The 13,512-nt window shown below is 67.4% G+C and carries 15 protein-coding genes; 5 read left to right on the forward strand and 10 right to left on the reverse strand.

Annotation, left to right across the window (positions count from 1 at the left end; genetic code table 11):
• Positions 1–21: 21 nt before the first annotated feature.
• The gene (locus AAFF19_RS03650; RefSeq protein WP_008903112.1) at positions 22–1,227 is read left to right on the forward strand and encodes a M20 aminoacylase family protein; all 1,206 of its coding nucleotides are present in this window, start codon (positions 22–24) and stop codon (positions 1,225–1,227) included.
• A 263-nt stretch (positions 1,228–1,490) separates the two neighbouring features.
• Positions 1,491–2,588, forward strand: a complete 1,098-nt coding sequence (locus tag AAFF19_RS03655) for a M14 family metallopeptidase (RefSeq protein ID WP_182119675.1) — start codon at positions 1,491–1,493, stop codon at positions 2,586–2,588.
• Positions 2,589–2,691: 103 nt separating this feature from the next.
• On the opposite strand, the gene AAFF19_RS03660 is transcribed toward AAFF19_RS03655, so the two are convergent.
• The gene (locus AAFF19_RS03660; protein WP_182119676.1) at positions 2,692–3,270 is read right to left on the reverse strand and encodes a DUF922 domain-containing protein; all 579 of its coding nucleotides are present in this window, start codon (positions 3,268–3,270) and stop codon (positions 2,692–2,694) included.
• Positions 3,271–3,277: 7 nt separating this feature from the next.
• Complete coding sequence (locus AAFF19_RS03665) at positions 3,278–4,912, reverse strand: wax ester/triacylglycerol synthase family O-acyltransferase (RefSeq protein ID WP_182119677.1); 1,635 nt, start codon at positions 4,910–4,912, stop codon at positions 3,278–3,280.
• A gap of 148 nt (positions 4,913–5,060) precedes the next feature.
• On the opposite strand from AAFF19_RS03665, the gene AAFF19_RS03670 reads away from it, so the two are divergent.
• Positions 5,061–5,315, forward strand: coding sequence for an acyl-CoA-binding protein (locus AAFF19_RS03670; protein WP_008903108.1), 255 nt, complete (start codon positions 5,061–5,063; stop codon positions 5,313–5,315).
• Between the two features lie 247 nt (positions 5,316–5,562).
• Positions 5,563–6,627, forward strand: a complete 1,065-nt coding sequence (locus tag AAFF19_RS03675; RefSeq protein ID WP_182119678.1) for an ornithine cyclodeaminase — start codon at positions 5,563–5,565, stop codon at positions 6,625–6,627.
• Positions 6,628–6,641: 14 nt separating this feature from the next.
• On the opposite strand, the gene AAFF19_RS03680 is transcribed toward AAFF19_RS03675, so the two are convergent.
• Genes AAFF19_RS03680 through AAFF19_RS03690 form a run of 3 tightly spaced genes read right to left on the reverse strand, consistent with a single transcriptional unit; the run spans position 6,642 to position 8,930 of the window.
• The gene (locus AAFF19_RS03680) at positions 6,642–7,349 is read right to left on the reverse strand and encodes a nitroreductase (protein WP_182119679.1); all 708 of its coding nucleotides are present in this window, start codon (positions 7,347–7,349) and stop codon (positions 6,642–6,644) included.
• 8 nt (positions 7,350–7,357) lie between these two features.
• The gene (locus tag AAFF19_RS03685; protein WP_182119680.1) at positions 7,358–7,765 is read right to left on the reverse strand and encodes a polyhydroxyalkanoic acid system family protein; all 408 of its coding nucleotides are present in this window, start codon (positions 7,763–7,765) and stop codon (positions 7,358–7,360) included.
• Complete coding sequence (locus AAFF19_RS03690; RefSeq protein WP_342721339.1) at positions 7,758–8,930, reverse strand: aminopeptidase; 1,173 nt, start codon at positions 8,928–8,930, stop codon at positions 7,758–7,760. Before AAFF19_RS03690 ends, AAFF19_RS03685 begins: the two co-directional genes overlap by 8 nt.
• Before the next feature lie 73 nt (positions 8,931–9,003).
• Here AAFF19_RS03690 and AAFF19_RS03695 point away from each other — a divergent pair, with 73 nt between their 5' ends.
• Positions 9,004–9,678, forward strand: a complete 675-nt coding sequence (locus AAFF19_RS03695) for a DNA-3-methyladenine glycosylase I (protein ID WP_342721340.1) — start codon at positions 9,004–9,006, stop codon at positions 9,676–9,678.
• Between the two features lie 20 nt (positions 9,679–9,698).
• On the opposite strand, the gene AAFF19_RS03700 is transcribed toward AAFF19_RS03695, so the two are convergent.
• Genes AAFF19_RS03700 through phnF form a run of 5 tightly spaced genes read right to left on the reverse strand, consistent with a single transcriptional unit; the run spans position 9,699 to position 13,459 of the window.
• Positions 9,699–10,898, reverse strand: a complete 1,200-nt coding sequence (locus AAFF19_RS03700) for an MFS transporter (RefSeq protein WP_182119683.1) — start codon at positions 10,896–10,898, stop codon at positions 9,699–9,701.
• 33 nt (positions 10,899–10,931) lie between these two features.
• Positions 10,932–11,354 (reverse strand): arsenate reductase (glutaredoxin), encoded by a 423-nt coding sequence (gene arsC, locus AAFF19_RS03705; RefSeq protein WP_008903101.1) that lies wholly within the window; start codon positions 11,352–11,354, stop codon positions 10,932–10,934.
• Positions 11,351–11,965 (reverse strand): phosphonate metabolism protein/1,5-bisphosphokinase (PRPP-forming) PhnN, encoded by a 615-nt coding sequence (gene phnN, locus AAFF19_RS03710; RefSeq protein ID WP_008903100.1) that lies wholly within the window; start codon positions 11,963–11,965, stop codon positions 11,351–11,353. Before phnN ends, arsC begins: the two co-directional genes overlap by 4 nt.
• Positions 11,962–12,690 (reverse strand): DUF1045 domain-containing protein, encoded by a 729-nt coding sequence (locus AAFF19_RS03715; RefSeq protein ID WP_182119684.1) that lies wholly within the window; start codon positions 12,688–12,690, stop codon positions 11,962–11,964. Before AAFF19_RS03715 ends, phnN begins: the two co-directional genes overlap by 4 nt.
• A complete protein-coding gene (phnF, locus tag AAFF19_RS03720; protein ID WP_008903098.1) occupies positions 12,677–13,459 on the reverse strand; it encodes a phosphonate metabolism transcriptional regulator PhnF in 783 nt (260 codons plus the stop codon). Before phnF ends, AAFF19_RS03715 begins: the two co-directional genes overlap by 14 nt.
• Between the last annotated feature and the right edge of the window lie 53 nt (positions 13,460–13,512).

A 13,512-nucleotide genomic window follows, 5' to 3' on the forward strand; every position in this document is an offset into this window, starting at 1 on the left:
GAGATCGTAAGGACACATATCATGAACGTTATCGACTCCATCGTCACCCAGGCGGCCAGTATTGCAGCGGTGCGCCGGGATATTCACGCCCACCCCGAACTCTGCTTTGAAGAGGTGCGCACCGCCGACGTGGTGGCGCAAAAGCTTACCGAGTGGGGCATCCCCATCCACCGGGGCCTGGGCAAGACCGGCGTGGTGGGCATTGTCAAGGGGCGCGACGGTGGCGCCAGTGGCCGGGCCATTGGCCTGCGCGCCGACATGGACGCCCTGCCCATGCAGGAGTTCAACACCTTCGCCCACGCCAGCAAACACCAGGGCAAGATGCACGCCTGCGGCCACGACGGCCACGTGGCCATGCTGCTGGCGGCAGCGCAGCACTTTGCCAAGCACCGCAACTTTGATGGCACCGTGTACCTGATCTTCCAGCCGGCAGAAGAGGGCGGCGGCGGTGCCCGCGTGATGATCGAAGACGGCCTGTTCGAGCAGTTCCCCATGGAGGCCGTGTACGGCATGCACAACTGGCCCGGCATGCCGGTGGGCACCTTTGCCGTGAGCCCCGGCCCGGTGATGGCATCGACCAGCGAGTTCAAGGTCACCATCCGCGGCAAGGGCGGCCATGCGGCACTGCCGCACACCGGCATCGACCCCGTGCCGATCGCCTGCGGCATGGTGCAGACCTTCCAGACCATCATCAGCCGCAACAAGAAGCCGGTGGACGCGGGCGTGATCTCGGTCACCATGATCCATGCGGGCGAGGCCACCAACGTGGTGCCCGACAGCGTCGAGTTGCAGGGCACGGTGCGCACCTTCACCACCGAGGTGACGGACCTCATCGAAAAGCGCATGCGCCAGATCGCCGAGCACCACTGCGCCGCGCACGATGCCACCTGCGAGTTCGAGTTCGTGCGCAACTACCCGCCCACCGTCAACTCGCCTGCCGAGGCCGAGTTTGCCCGCAAGGTGATGGCCGGCATCGTGGGCGAAGAGCGCGTGGTGGCGCAAGAGCCCACCATGGGCGCCGAAGACTTTGCGTACATGCTGCAGGCCAAGCCCGGCGCGTACTGCTTCATCGCCAACGGCGATGGCGCCCACCGCGAGATGGGCCACGGCGGCGGCCCCTGCATGCTGCACAACCCCAGCTACGACTTCAACGACGACCTGATCCCGCTGGGCGCGACCTACTGGGTCAAGCTGGCCGAAGAGTGGCTGGCTCAGCCGGCGGCCTGAAGTGAAACACCCCCTGAGTCGCTTCGCGCCTTCCCCCTCTCTCGCCTCGCTGCGCGAGCCGGGAGGGGGACGCCCCCAGCGCGGCGGGGCGGCCCTTGCGCGGGGGCGCTGGTTTAGAGCGCGCCAGTTTCATGCGTCGCGGGTGGCGCACAGCGCAACGGGCAACTGATACCCGTTGCGGTTTTTGTCCTAAAGCTCTGGCGTCCCTGTGTGCTCCGGGTGTTCTTTTTTGTTTCCAATCCTGTTCACGAAAGCAACTGCCCATGATCGGCATCGTCGACGCCTTTTTGCCCAGCTACGCGCAGGCCCGGACCAAATTCCTTGAAGCCGCGGCCGCAGCCGGGCTGCCCATCGAATCGCACGCCCACCCCCTGAAGGGCCGCGACGGTGAAGACCTGGCCATGGACGTGGTGCGCGACGGCCCGCTGGACGCGAAGAAACTGCTCATTGTGAGCAGCGCCTGCCACGGCGTGGAAGGCTACTGCGGCAGCGGCGTGCAGGTGTTTGCGCTGCACGACCAGGAGTGGCGCGACAAGGCGCATGCAGCGGGTGTTGCCACGCTGTATATCCACGCGCTCAACCCGTATGGCTTTTCGCACATCCGGCGTTTCACGCACGAGAACGTGGACCTGAACCGCAACTTCCAGGATTTTTCAAAACCCCTGCCGGTGAACGAGGCCTACCGAGAGGTGCACCCCCTGCTGCTGCCCGAGCAATGGCCGCCCGGCCCGGAGAACCAGGCAGCGGTGGCGGATTACATCGCCACCAAGGGCGAAGCGGCCTGGCAGGCCGCCATCTCGCAGGGCCAGCACGAGTATCCGGACGGCATCTTCTTTGGCGGCACCGCGCCCACCTGGAGCAACCGCACCTTGCGCGGCGTACTGCGCCAGCACGGTGCAAGCGCACAGGGCATTGCGTGGATTGACCTGCATACGGGGCTCGGCCCCAGTGGCCATGGCGAACGCATCTATGCCGGCAAGGACGACGCCACGTCGGTCGCCCGCGCCCGCGCCTGGTGGGATGGCGGCGGCGCCACACCCGTGACCTCGATCTATGACGGTTCGTCCACCTCCGCCTTCCTCACCGGGCTGATGTGGGGCGCCATCTATGACGAATGCCCGCGCGCCGAGGCCACCGGGATCGCGATGGAATACGGCACCGTGCCGGTGCTTGACGTGATGAATGCCGTGCGCGCCGAGCAGTGGCTCCACCTGCACCCCGAAACGCCCGCTGACAAGGCCGCGCAGATCAAGGCGCAAATGCTGGCAGCGTTCTACACCAACACCGACGCGTGGAAGGGTCAGATCATCAGCCAGGCGCGGCAGTCGATGTTCCAGGCGGTGGATGGGTTGACGGCCTAGAAATATGCATCAAATTGGCCTCTGGCGCTTTATGGATAAGCGCCAATAGCTATAAATTTAGTAGCAAATGAGCCCCCGGTGCGCAGCGCACGGGTGCGGCTGATCACTCCAGCCGCGCGCCCTGCGTGGCGCCGTGGGCTGTGCGCTGGTCGTACGCTTTTTCCCGGTCGGTGTGCTCCCGAAGCAGCCGGTGGCCCAGGGCGTTGGCCGTGCGTTCGAGCGTGGCGCAATCTTCTACAGCGGGCAGCCGGGCAATGCCCTCGTCAATGGCCTGCGCCGCGTCGCGCCCGAACTGCACATGCCCCTGTTCGTGCCGCGACAGGGCGGGCAGGTAGCGGTCAAACACAGCCTGTTGCGCGGGTGTGGCGGTGCGCAGCTGTGGCAGCTGCACCTCGGTGCGCAGGTGCGTCTGGACCTCCGTGATGGTGCAGCGCCCCGAAGGCTCGCGCCACCAGCGAAAGGTCCAGCGCACGTTCCACCGGGTATAGCCATGAAAGCGCTGCCCGTTCACGGCAATTGGCGTGGCGCGGTTCAGTGCCTGCCGCAGGCTCTCGCCGGGCTGGGCGTCCACGGTGTAGGGGCGCTGCAGGTTCTGCTCGGTGATTTCTGCCCGGGCGGCGGTGATGCACACCAGCACCACCAGGGCACTGCGCAGCCCGGCCATGAATCCCGAAGCCCTCATAACGGGCTCATTCGCCCCAGGGCAGCATCAGCGTCAGCAGCGAGAGCTGGTCGAATTCGGGCGCAAAGGCGTCGATGATCTGCTGTGGCTCGGGGCACAGCGTGGTGTCGGTGATCACGCCAAACTGAACGCCGCCACCGTAGCTCAGGATGGACACGCCGAGGCCGATGCCGCCCGACTGCGGCACCCAGAACATGCACTGCGTGACGCGCGCGCCGCACAGCGTGAGCTGCTCCTTGGGGCCGGGCACATTGGTCATCACCGCCGTGGTCTTGCGGCCAAACAGGTTGAGCAGCGCATCCTGCGCGGGCTTGATCATCAGCCCCGCCACCGCCAGCATGGCAAACGCCAGGATGGGCTGGGTGCTGCCCTTGAGTGCGTTCATGCGCTTTCGCACTTCGTACACCCGCTCGATCGGGTTGGCCATGCCGATGGGCAGCACCAGCGGCACCAGGCCAAAGCGGTTGCCCAGCTTCCACGCGTCTTCCATGGGGCGCAGGTTGACGGGGATCATCGCGCGGATCTCCTGGCCCGAGGGGTCGTCGCCCTGGCTGCGCAGGTAGCCGCCAATGGCGCCCGCCACGCACGACAGCAGCACGTCATTGACCGAGCAATTGAGCGCCTTGCCAATGGCCTTGACCTCCTCCAGCGGAATCGGCGGGCACCAGGCCACGCGCTTTTCGCTGCCGGGCTGGCCCTTCAGGCGCGTGGGCGTATCGTCGGGCATCAGCGCCAGGGCGGCTGCATCGGCGGCCAGCTGGTAGGCCACACGCGCCATGTCCATGGTGCCTGCCAGTCCGTGGTGCATGGCTTTTTCGGGGTCGCCCAGCATCTTGAGCGACCGGGCGGCGCCATCGCCCGCCAGGTCCAGGGCCTTGATGGTGAGCCCGGTGAAGGGCTTGATGAGCGCATCGGCAATCCAGTCCTCGGCCGTGGCGGCCTGCTCGCGCTGCCTGCGGGAGCGCCGGGGCGGCTCTGCGCCGCCGTCCACGATGGACATCGTCACCGAGATCAGCGCAATGCCATCGGCAATGCAGTGGTGGATGCGCACAATGAGCGCGCTGCCCGGCTGCCCGTCATCGCCCACAAAGTCTTCGATCAGGTGCATCTGCCACAGCGGGCGGCGCGTATCCAGGGGCTGCATGGCCAGTTCACCGACCCGGTCCTGCAGTGCACGCTGCATGCTGACGCCCTTGCGGTGTGGCAGCTTCTCGCGCAGCACATGGGCCGTGATGTCGAAGTTGCGGTCTTCTACCCAGGTGGCGCCGGCTGCGTCTTCCACCACCCGCTGGTGAAAGCGCGGGTACTGCAAAAGGCGCTGCTGCACACGTTCGCACAGGGCCTCCCAGGTGATGCCGGGTGACAGGGTCCACACCCCGTTGATCATCATCAGGTTGCTGGGCGAATCCATGCGCAACCACGCGGTATCGACCTTGCTCATGCGCTCGCCCGACAGGCCCAGCATGCCGGTGGCGGCGCGGCGCACGTTCTTTTGCACCACGGTGGCCGCCTTGCGGGCGGCCGGGGGCAGGGCCTGGGCGGCGCGGCGCGCCACTTCGGGGGCCTGGGCACGCGCCTTGCGCAGGCGGCTGGCGGCCCCCTGTGCAGCGGTGGCGCTGGGGGCTGGGATGCGGGTCACCATCGGATGTACACCTGTTGTGGTTGTTTTTGGGGGCTTGCCTCTATGCACGGCGCCACTTGGCGGGGCGCGCAGCCCGTAAGATACAACGCAGCAATCCTTTGCCGATACCGTTCTTTCCCTCCCCTACGAACCCAAGGAGCACACAGACATGGCTGACCTCAACGCCACTTTCGAAGCCGCCGTGGCCAATTCCAAGAACCTCAGCGAGCGCCCTGACAACGCCACACTGCTCAAGATCTACGCGCTGTACAAGCAGGCCACCGCCGGTGACAACAGCGAGAAGAAGCCCAGCTTCTCCGACATGGTGGGCCGCGCCAAGTGGGACGCCTGGGAAAAGCTCAAGGGCACCGGCGCCGACGAGGCCAAGCAGCAGTATGTGGACCTGATCGCGTCGCTGAGCTGATACGGCACGCGCTCCCCACAGGCGACCTCGGGTCGCCTTTTTTTGGCCCGCACGGGGGCAACTCCGAAGGGCGGGCCCACCGGAAGGTGAGCAAAGTGCCAGTTCTCTCTGCCATTGCGGCAAAGGGCGCTGCATTTGGCGGCAGTTTGGGCAATTCCCATTGTTTTGCCGCTCCCGGACACTGGTTTGAGTAGCGGCAGGAGCCTGTCGGGGCCGCCGCAACCATTCCCTTCCGGAGACAAACACCATGGCTTCCCGTCACCCCTTTTCCACCCTTTACCTCAGTGCGCCCGATGTCATAGCGCTGGTGCAACGCAAGGGCATCGAACAATGCCTGCGCGGCATCGCCGACAACATCCATGCAGACTTTCTGCGCTGGAGCGCATTCGACAAGACCGCCCGCGTGGCCAGCCACTCGCGCGACGGCGTGATCGAGCTCATGCCCATTGCCGACGAGCAGACCTATGCGTTCAAGTACGTCAACGGCCACCCCAGGAACACGCGCTGGGGCCTGCCCACGGTGATGGCGTTTGGCGTGCTGGCCGATGTGGCCACCGGCGCGCCGGTGATGGTGAGCGAGCTCACGCTCACGACCGCCCTGCGCACCGCCGCCATGTCGGCCGTGGCGGCCCGCGCACTGGCACGCCCGGGCGCGCGTACCATGGCGCTGATCGGCAACGGCGCCCAGAGCGAGTTCCAGGCGCTGGCCTTTCACCACCTGCTGGGCATCGATACCCTGCGGCTGTTTGACACCGACCCGGCCGCCACCGCCAAGCTGCAGGTCAACCTGCAAGGCACTGCGGGCCTGCGCACCGTGGCCTGCGCTAGCACGGCCGAGGCCGTGCGCGGTGCCGACATCGTGACCACCGTGACGGCCGACAAGACCAACGCCACCATCCTCACCCCCGACCTGCTGGCGCCCGGCATGCACGTCAACGCCGTGGGTGGAGACTGCCCGGGCAAGACCGAGCTGCATGCCGACGTGCTGCGCCAGGCCCAGGTGTTTGTCGAATACGCGCCGCAAACCCGCATCGAAGGCGACATCCAGCAGCTGCCCGCCGACTTTGCCGTCACCGAGCTGTGGGAAGTGCTGGCAGGTCAGCACACCGGTCGGGCCGGCGATGCGGCGGTAACGGTGTTCGACTCTGTGGGTTTTGCGCTAGAGGACTTTTCTGCGTTGCGCTTCTTGCGCGATGCGGCCACCGAGCTCGGCATGGGCCAGCCGATCGAACTGATTCCCGAACTGTCAGACCCCAAGGACCTGTTTGCGGTGCTGCGTTCGTGCAGCCCTGCACTGCGCGCCGTGGCCTGAGAGGCCGCGGCGGGTCAATCCCGCCACACCACGCTGCTGGCCGGGTCTGCGCGGGTGGTGCGGAAATGGTTGGCCGGGTGTGCCAGGTCTGCCATGCCCAACGAGATGCCGCAGACGATGGTGCGGTCGTCGCCAATGCCCAGCACTTCGCGCAACACCCCGGGGTACGATGCCAGTGCCGCCTGCGCGATGGAGCCCACGCCCAGGCTGTGCGCGGCCAGCATGAAGTTGCTCACATAGGCGCCGCAGTCCACCGCGCCGTACACGCCCAGCGCCTCGTCGCTGGTGACGATGGCCACGTGCGGCGCGCCAAACATCGTGAAGTTCTGCGCGGCCTGCTGCGCTGAGGCCTCGCGGTCGCCCCTGGCGATGCCCAGGGCTTCGTACAGACCCCAGCCACATTCACGCCGCCGCTCCTGGTACACGCCCCGGTATTCGCGGGGCCAGGGCAGGTCGGGCGCCGGCGCTGCGGTGGCCATGTGCGACTGCAGTGCGCTGCGCAGGCGTTCCAGCGTGGCACCGCTGGCGATGGTGAGCTGCCAGGGTTGCGCGTTGCACCACGAGGCGGTGCGCTGTGCAGTGGCCAGGATGGATTCGATGGTGCTGCGCGGCAACGGCTGGGGCAGAAAGGCGCGGCAGCTGTAGCGGGTGTGGAGCAGCCCGGAAAGCGTGTCAAAGGCCGGGCTGTGGGCGGCTGTATCCGTGGGCGACATGGTGAGCATCCCGGCGGCTACGCCTTGCGGGCCTTGGCGGCGGGCTTGGCGGTGGTCTTGGGCGCCGGCTTGGCAGCGTCAGCCTCTGCCGCCGGTTTCTTCTTGCCGGCAGCGGGCTTCCTGGCACCGGGGTGGGGCGCGTTGAGCAAGGCATCGAGCTGCTCGCCAATTTCGGCCTCGATGCGGTCCTTGAACGCACCGAACAGAAAACCGAGCTGCGCCTTCATCTCGAACTGGTGCGCATCCACCAGCAGCGTGCCCTTGACGCCCGAGCGGGTGAAGGTGAGCAGGTCTTCCTTCTCACCCTCTTCATAGGTGCATTCCATGTCGAATTTTTCCTCGGCCTTTTCGGCCCAGGAGAAAGCCACTTTGCGGGCTTCCTTGAAGCCCAGGTGGTGGTCGCGGTGGATATGGATGTCAGGCACCGGGTGTCTCCTTGAAGTGTCGGGGTTCAGGTAAAAGGGCGCGCAGGGCCTGGTGGCGCTCGGGCGGGGGCTGCTGCGTCAGTTGTCGTACGGCATCATAAAACCGGGGCCAGTTGCGGCCCTCGCGTTCAAACAAGGCCTCGAACGCGGGCACCAGTTCATCGTAGGCGGCCTGGGCGGCAAAGCTGGCGTTATTGGCCTGGGCCACCCAGCGGTCGTAACCTGCCACCTGGGCCGTGGTGGCCACGGGTGCGGGGCCGCCCGGGGTGCCCAGCCAGCGCGCACGCAGGGCGGCGTAGTCGGTGCGAAAGGCGGTCATTGCTTCACTTTTCATAGCTGTTAGCGCTTTGCCATCAAGCGCTGGAGCCCCTTTTTGTTCATAAATTGCTGCGAGCCGGGCCCGTGTGGCCCGCGTCAGCGCGCGGAAGGCGCTGCGTCGCGCCTCGCTGGTAGCAAAGGCTGCGCGCGCCTCGGGCGTGGACTCGGTGGCCAGCCACTGCGCAATGCCCATGCGCTCCACCGCCGTGGCAAAAGATTCGTTGAACAGGGTGTCGTTCTTGGCGTACACCACCTGGTGCGCCAGCTCGTGGAACAGCAGGCGCACAAAGTCGCCCTCGGGCCAGGCGATGAAGGTGGACAGCAGCGGGTCGCCACCCGCCCAGTTCATGTAACCCAGCGTGGAGTAGGCGGGCACGCCGTACACCTCCACTTCCAGTCCCTGCGCGGCCAGCTCCGCCGCTTCGGCTTGCGCGTCGGACTCGGTGAAGTAGCCCCGGTAGCCAATGCAGCCCGTGACCGGAAAGCACCAGGTGTGCAGCGTGAGGGAATAGGGCGGCGCGGCCACCACGTTCCAGACGGCTGCGGTGCGTTTGAGGTCCGCATAGCGGCGGTAGCTGGCGTTGTCGGGCAGACCCAGCTCGGCCACGGCAAAGGCGCGGGCACGCTGCGCAAGCTGCAGCCGCTCGCGCAGGGCGGGTGGGATGTCGGTGCGGGCGATCCAGCGGTCGATGGGCTCGGCCGCGTGCATCAGCTGCAGGTGGCCGCGCACCGATTGCCAGTAGTAACCCAGCGCGCTGGTGGGGCCCGTGGTGCTGGCACAGCCCGCCAGGGTCAGGCTGATGAGCAAGGCGGGCCAGCGCCGCAGGCGAAGGAAAGGCGGGTGCATGGCGGCAGTTTATGGGCAGATCAGCAAGTCGCGTGCGGCCGGGGTTGTCAGCCTCGCGACGCCCGTTTCTAGAATGTGGCGCATGAACGCTGAAGCCGCCCCTCCCCCGCAGTCGTTGCCCGACGGCCTGTTCGCCGACGAGGCTGGATGCCCGCGCTGCACCTGGTGCCAGGCCACGCCGCTTTACCGCCACTACCATGACACCGAGTGGGGTTTCCCCGTGGCCGACGACCGCAGGCTCTTCGAGAAGATCTGCCTGGAGGGCTTCCAGGCCGGTCTGAGCTGGCTCACCATCCTGAACAAGCGCGAAGCCTTTCGCGCGGCGTTTGCGAACTTCGATGCCGAGCTGGTTGCAGCCTTCGGCCCGGCCGACGTCGAGCGCCTGGTGCAGGATGCGGCCATCGTGCGCCACCGGGGCAAGATCGAGTCCACCATCAACAACGCGCGCCGCGTGCTGGAGCTCAAGCGCGAGTTCGGATCGCTCGCGCACTACGCCTGGCGCTATGAGCCCGCAGCCACCGACCGGCCCGAGCGCATCACGCGCGAAGTGGCGCGCACGCTGTCCACCTCTGCCGCGTCCATCGCCATGTCCAAAGACCTCAAGAAGCGCGGCTGGACCTTTGTGGGCCCCACCACGGTGTACGCCTTCATGCAGGCCATGGGGCTGGTCAACGATCACCTGGAGGGCTGCCATTCGCGCGCCGCAGCGCTGGCTGCGCGCAGGGCGTTTGTGGTGCCGCGCGGCTGAGCGATGGATCGATAGATCGTTCAGGCCCGCGCCACGGGACGCAGCAGCCACAGGGCGGCCAGCGCAGCCAGGCCCAGCAGCGTTGTGAGCCACACGGCCGCTACCCCCACACCGTCGAGCAGCATGCCAAACAGCACCGGTGCAAACGCCTGCGCAACACGGGCGGGCACCATCATCAGGCCCTGGCGGGCGCCATAGCCCGCAGGCCCAAACAACACCAGCGGTAGCGTTCCCTTGGCGATGGTCAGAATGCCATTGCCCGCGCCATGCAGCAGGGTGAACACCGCCGCCGCAGGCCCGCCCACCACCATCAACAGGCCCGCGCCCACGGGGTGTGCCGCGGCAGCCAGCTGGGCCGACAGCAGCGGGTGCAGGCGGCGCAGCAAGCCGAACTCCAGCAGGCGCGCCGCCACCTGCGCAGGGCCCACAAGAGCGGCCATGGCGACTGCCGCCTGCAGCGATGTGCCACTGGCCTGCAGCAGGCGCGGCAAATGCGCGGCCATGGCGGTGCTGGTGAACCAGGTGACGGCAAACACAAAGGACAGCAGCACGGTGGTGCGCAGCGGGTGAGCGGAAGCGGGCGGTGCGGATGCCGCCGGTTCCGTGGTGGCCGCCGCAGGTGCATCCGCTGAAGGTTGGGGAAGCTTTTCTGCAGTGTCGGCGCGTGGCAGCCAGCCGTTGAGCGGCACGCCCACCAGCAAGTGCAATGCCGCCCAGCCGGCACATGCGCCACGCCAGCCCCATTGCACCTCCATCCAGGCCGACAGCGGCCAGCCCACGGTGCTGGCAAAACCTGCAATCAACGTGATGCCGGTGATGGCGCCGCGTGCGCCCTGGCCATACAGCCGCACCAGCGTGGCAAATGCGGCCTCGTACAGGCCGGAGCCCATGGCCACGCCCATCAGCACCCAGGCGGCAAACAGCCCCACCGGGCCTTGGGCCAGCGCCATGCCGGTCAGGCTGGCGGCAAACAGCAGGTTGGTGCCCACCAGCACCGGGCGGCCACCATGGCGGTCGATGGCCCGGCCTGCGAAAGGCCCAAGCAGCGCCGACACGATGAGCGCCACCGAAAACGCTGCGAACACCGTGGGTGTGGCCACGCCCAGGTCGCGCGCCATGGGCGCGGCCAGCATGGCGGGCAGGTAATAGGACGAAGCCCAGGCCAGCGTCTGGGCCGTGCCCAAGCGCGCCACCGTCCAGCGTTGTGACGCGGCACTCATGCGGTGCCGAGCGCCATGGTGTGGTCTATGGCTTCAGGCACGCTGGCCCTGCGCGTTGATGACGACTTCGCCATCTTCTTTGGTGAAAGCGCCTCGCTGCGGCGCAGGCAGGATGTCCAGCACCTTCTCGGACGGGCGGCACAGCCGCGTGCCCAGGGGCGTGACCACAATGGGGCGGTTGATGAGAATGGGGTGCTGAAGCATCGCGGCGATGAGCTGCGCATCGGTGACGCCCGGTGCGTCCAGTTGCAGCTCGGTGAAGAGCGCCTCCTTGGTGCGCACGGCGTTGATCACTGGCTCGCCCGTGGCAGCAATCAGCGCCACCAGCGTGGCGCGGTCGGGCGGGGTTTTCAGGTATTCGATGACCTCGGGCTCCACGCCGCTGTTGCGGATCATGGCGAGGGTGTTGCGGGACGTGCCGCACTTCGGGTTGTGATAGATCGTGATAGTGGTCATGGCGTGCTGGAAAGTAAGGGAGCAACGGGCGAAAGTTTGCCACTGCGCCGGGGCCAGCCCGGCAAATTTTCCAGCGCGCTCAGCAGCCGCTGGCCTGCATCGCTCAGCGCGCCGTCGTTGTGCACTTCCAGGCTGACAGTGCCTGGGGGCGGTGTGTACGCCAGCGCGCGCTGCACCCGGGCCTCCACTTCTTCGCGCGTCTCGCGGCCCCGCGACAGCAGCCGTGCGCGCAGCACCTGCGGGCTGGCGGTGATGTGCACCGCTACGAGGTCCGGGAAGCGCGCCAGGGCCTGGGGCAGGTAGGCACGCGAGCCATTGAGCAGCACCCAGTGCCCTTGCGCCAGCGGCGCCAGTTGCGCATGCCGTACGCCGTAGCCCAGGCCGTTGGCCTGCCAGTGCAGGGCAAACGCGTGCTCGCTGCATAGTGCAGCAAACGCTTGGGGCGAAACGCTGTCATGCGCTTCGCCGCCGGATGTGGCGGCACGGCTGATGGTGCGCTGCGCCCAGTGCACGGTGCAGGGCTGGGGCAGGTGGGCGCGCAGCCAGTCCAGCAGGCTGTCCTTGCCCGCGCCCGAGGGGCCCATGCAGTAAATCAGTCTGCCGGTGGTCATGCGCCCATCTCCAGGTGATCCAGCAGCACAAAGTCTGCACCGGGCGTGGGCTCTGCGAACAAGGCGAGGCTGTTGAATTGGAGGTTGGGCAGGTCCGAGAAGAATTCCTGTGCAGCCTCGAACACCAGCGCCTGCGTTGGCGGGTCCACCTGCGCCAGACTGCCGGTGAGCGACATGTGAAAGCGGAACTCGTCCAGCACAAACGGGTAGCCCCATTGCTGTAGCAGTGCGTCATGCCGGGCGGTGAGCCCTGCCGCGCGGCGCCGCTCCAGGTCCGCGTCAGAAAGAGGGGCGGCCAGGGGCTGCAGCGCGGTTACGCAGGCGGCGGCGGTCTCCTGGATCTGCGCATTGGCGGGGTGCAACGCCGGGGGCACCAGCGCCAGAAAGTCGTCGATGCGTTGCACCTGCAGCGGCGGCAACACAAAGGGTTGCAGCCCGCGTGCCACGGACTGCACGGCCTGGTGCAGCGTGATCCAGTCGGTGCCGGGTTCCAGGGCAAACGGCGCCTTGAGCGTGGCGTGCCAGCCGTAGCGGCGGGGCGCTGCGGTTAGGCGGTGCAGGTCGTCCGCCGCCACGCCGTCGATGGCGAGCTGCTGCAGCGGCTGCAGCAGCGCGGCGCAGCGCCCCAGCCAGTGGCTGCCAGCCAGCCAGCCCAGGCTGCCCGGGTTGGGTGCGAAATAGACCGCATAGCGGTGGTGGGTGGGTGGCATCTCAGGCGTGTTCATCGTGGTCAATGGTCAGTTTCACGCGGTCGCCCGCAAACCAGGCGCGGGCCCATTCGATGGGCGTGCCTGCGAGGTCCACGTTCAGGCTTTCTACCTGCAGCACGGGGCGTGAGGTGGGTTGGCGCAACTGGGCGGCCACTTCAGCGCTGGGCAGCTCTGCGGTGATGCGGCTTTCGCGGCGTGTGTAGTCGGCCACGCCGTGGGCGGTGAAGCCGGCGGTGATGGAGCCTGTCTCGCGCACCACGGCCGCCAGGTTCTCGAAGCGGGGCAGGGGAAAGTAGCGCTCGCTGATGTGCAGGGGCTGGCCCTCGGCGTCGCCCCGCACGCGCAGCGCCAGCAGCGGGCTGCGCGCGGGTACCTGCAGCGCCTTGGCCAAGGCAGCCGTGGCCCGCGTGGTCTGCGCCTGCAGCACCACAAGGCTGCCGCGCAGCCCCGCCTGTGCCAGGCCCTGCTGGTGGCGCGTGCGCTTGCCCAGCACCAGGTCCACCGCAAAGTCTTCGACATAGGTGCCGCTGCCCTGCGTGATGCGCACCAGCCCCTGGCTGCACAGGCTGGCGAGCGAGCGGCGGATGGTGTGGCGGTTCACGCCGAACTGCTCGGCCAGCGCGTGCTCCGAGGGCAGGCGCTGACCGGGAGGGTAAACGCCGCTGCCGATGGCCTCGGCCAGCTCGGCGGCAATGCGCGTCCAGAAGCTGTCGCGCGCAGGGCGCAGTGGTGGTGCTTGCGGGACCTGTAGCGGGGTCGTGAGAGAGGTGGTGCTGGCTGTCATGAAACCTACATGCGCGCTCTTTAAGCTGGCGCCAGTTGTTCAATTTGTCTATA

Source organism: Acidovorax sp. FHTAMBA (assembly GCF_038958875.1).
GTDB lineage: Bacteria > Pseudomonadota > Gammaproteobacteria > Burkholderiales > Burkholderiaceae_C > Acidovorax.

Coding starts and splice junctions, on each gene's coding strand:
- AAFF19_RS03650 (WP_008903112.1), top strand. CDS start 22: ATGAACGTTATCGACTCCATCGTCACCCAGGCGGCCAGTATTGCAGCG.
- AAFF19_RS03655 (WP_182119675.1), top strand. CDS start 1,491: ATGATCGGCATCGTCGACGCCTTTTTGCCCAGCTACGCGCAGGCCCGG.
- AAFF19_RS03660 (WP_182119676.1), bottom strand. CDS start 3,270: ATGAGGGCTTCGGGATTCATGGCCGGGCTGCGCAGTGCCCTGGTGGTG.
- AAFF19_RS03665 (WP_182119677.1), bottom strand. CDS start 4,912: ATGGTGACCCGCATCCCAGCCCCCAGCGCCACCGCTGCACAGGGGGCC.
- AAFF19_RS03670 (WP_008903108.1), top strand. CDS start 5,061: ATGGCTGACCTCAACGCCACTTTCGAAGCCGCCGTGGCCAATTCCAAG.
- AAFF19_RS03675 (WP_182119678.1), top strand. CDS start 5,563: ATGGCTTCCCGTCACCCCTTTTCCACCCTTTACCTCAGTGCGCCCGAT.
- AAFF19_RS03680 (WP_182119679.1), bottom strand. CDS start 7,349: ATGCTCACCATGTCGCCCACGGATACAGCCGCCCACAGCCCGGCCTTT.
- AAFF19_RS03690 (WP_342721339.1), bottom strand. CDS start 8,930: ATGCACCCGCCTTTCCTTCGCCTGCGGCGCTGGCCCGCCTTGCTCATC.
- AAFF19_RS03695 (WP_342721340.1), top strand. CDS start 9,004: ATGTGGCGCATGAACGCTGAAGCCGCCCCTCCCCCGCAGTCGTTGCCC.
- AAFF19_RS03700 (WP_182119683.1), bottom strand. CDS start 10,898: ATGAGTGCCGCGTCACAACGCTGGACGGTGGCGCGCTTGGGCACGGCC.
- arsC (WP_008903101.1), bottom strand. CDS start 11,354: ATGACCACTATCACGATCTATCACAACCCGAAGTGCGGCACGTCCCGC.
- phnN (WP_008903100.1), bottom strand. CDS start 11,965: ATGACCACCGGCAGACTGATTTACTGCATGGGCCCCTCGGGCGCGGGC.
- AAFF19_RS03715 (WP_182119684.1), bottom strand. CDS start 12,690: ATGAACACGCCTGAGATGCCACCCACCCACCACCGCTATGCGGTCTAT.
- phnF (WP_008903098.1), bottom strand. CDS start 13,459: ATGACAGCCAGCACCACCTCTCTCACGACCCCGCTACAGGTCCCGCAA.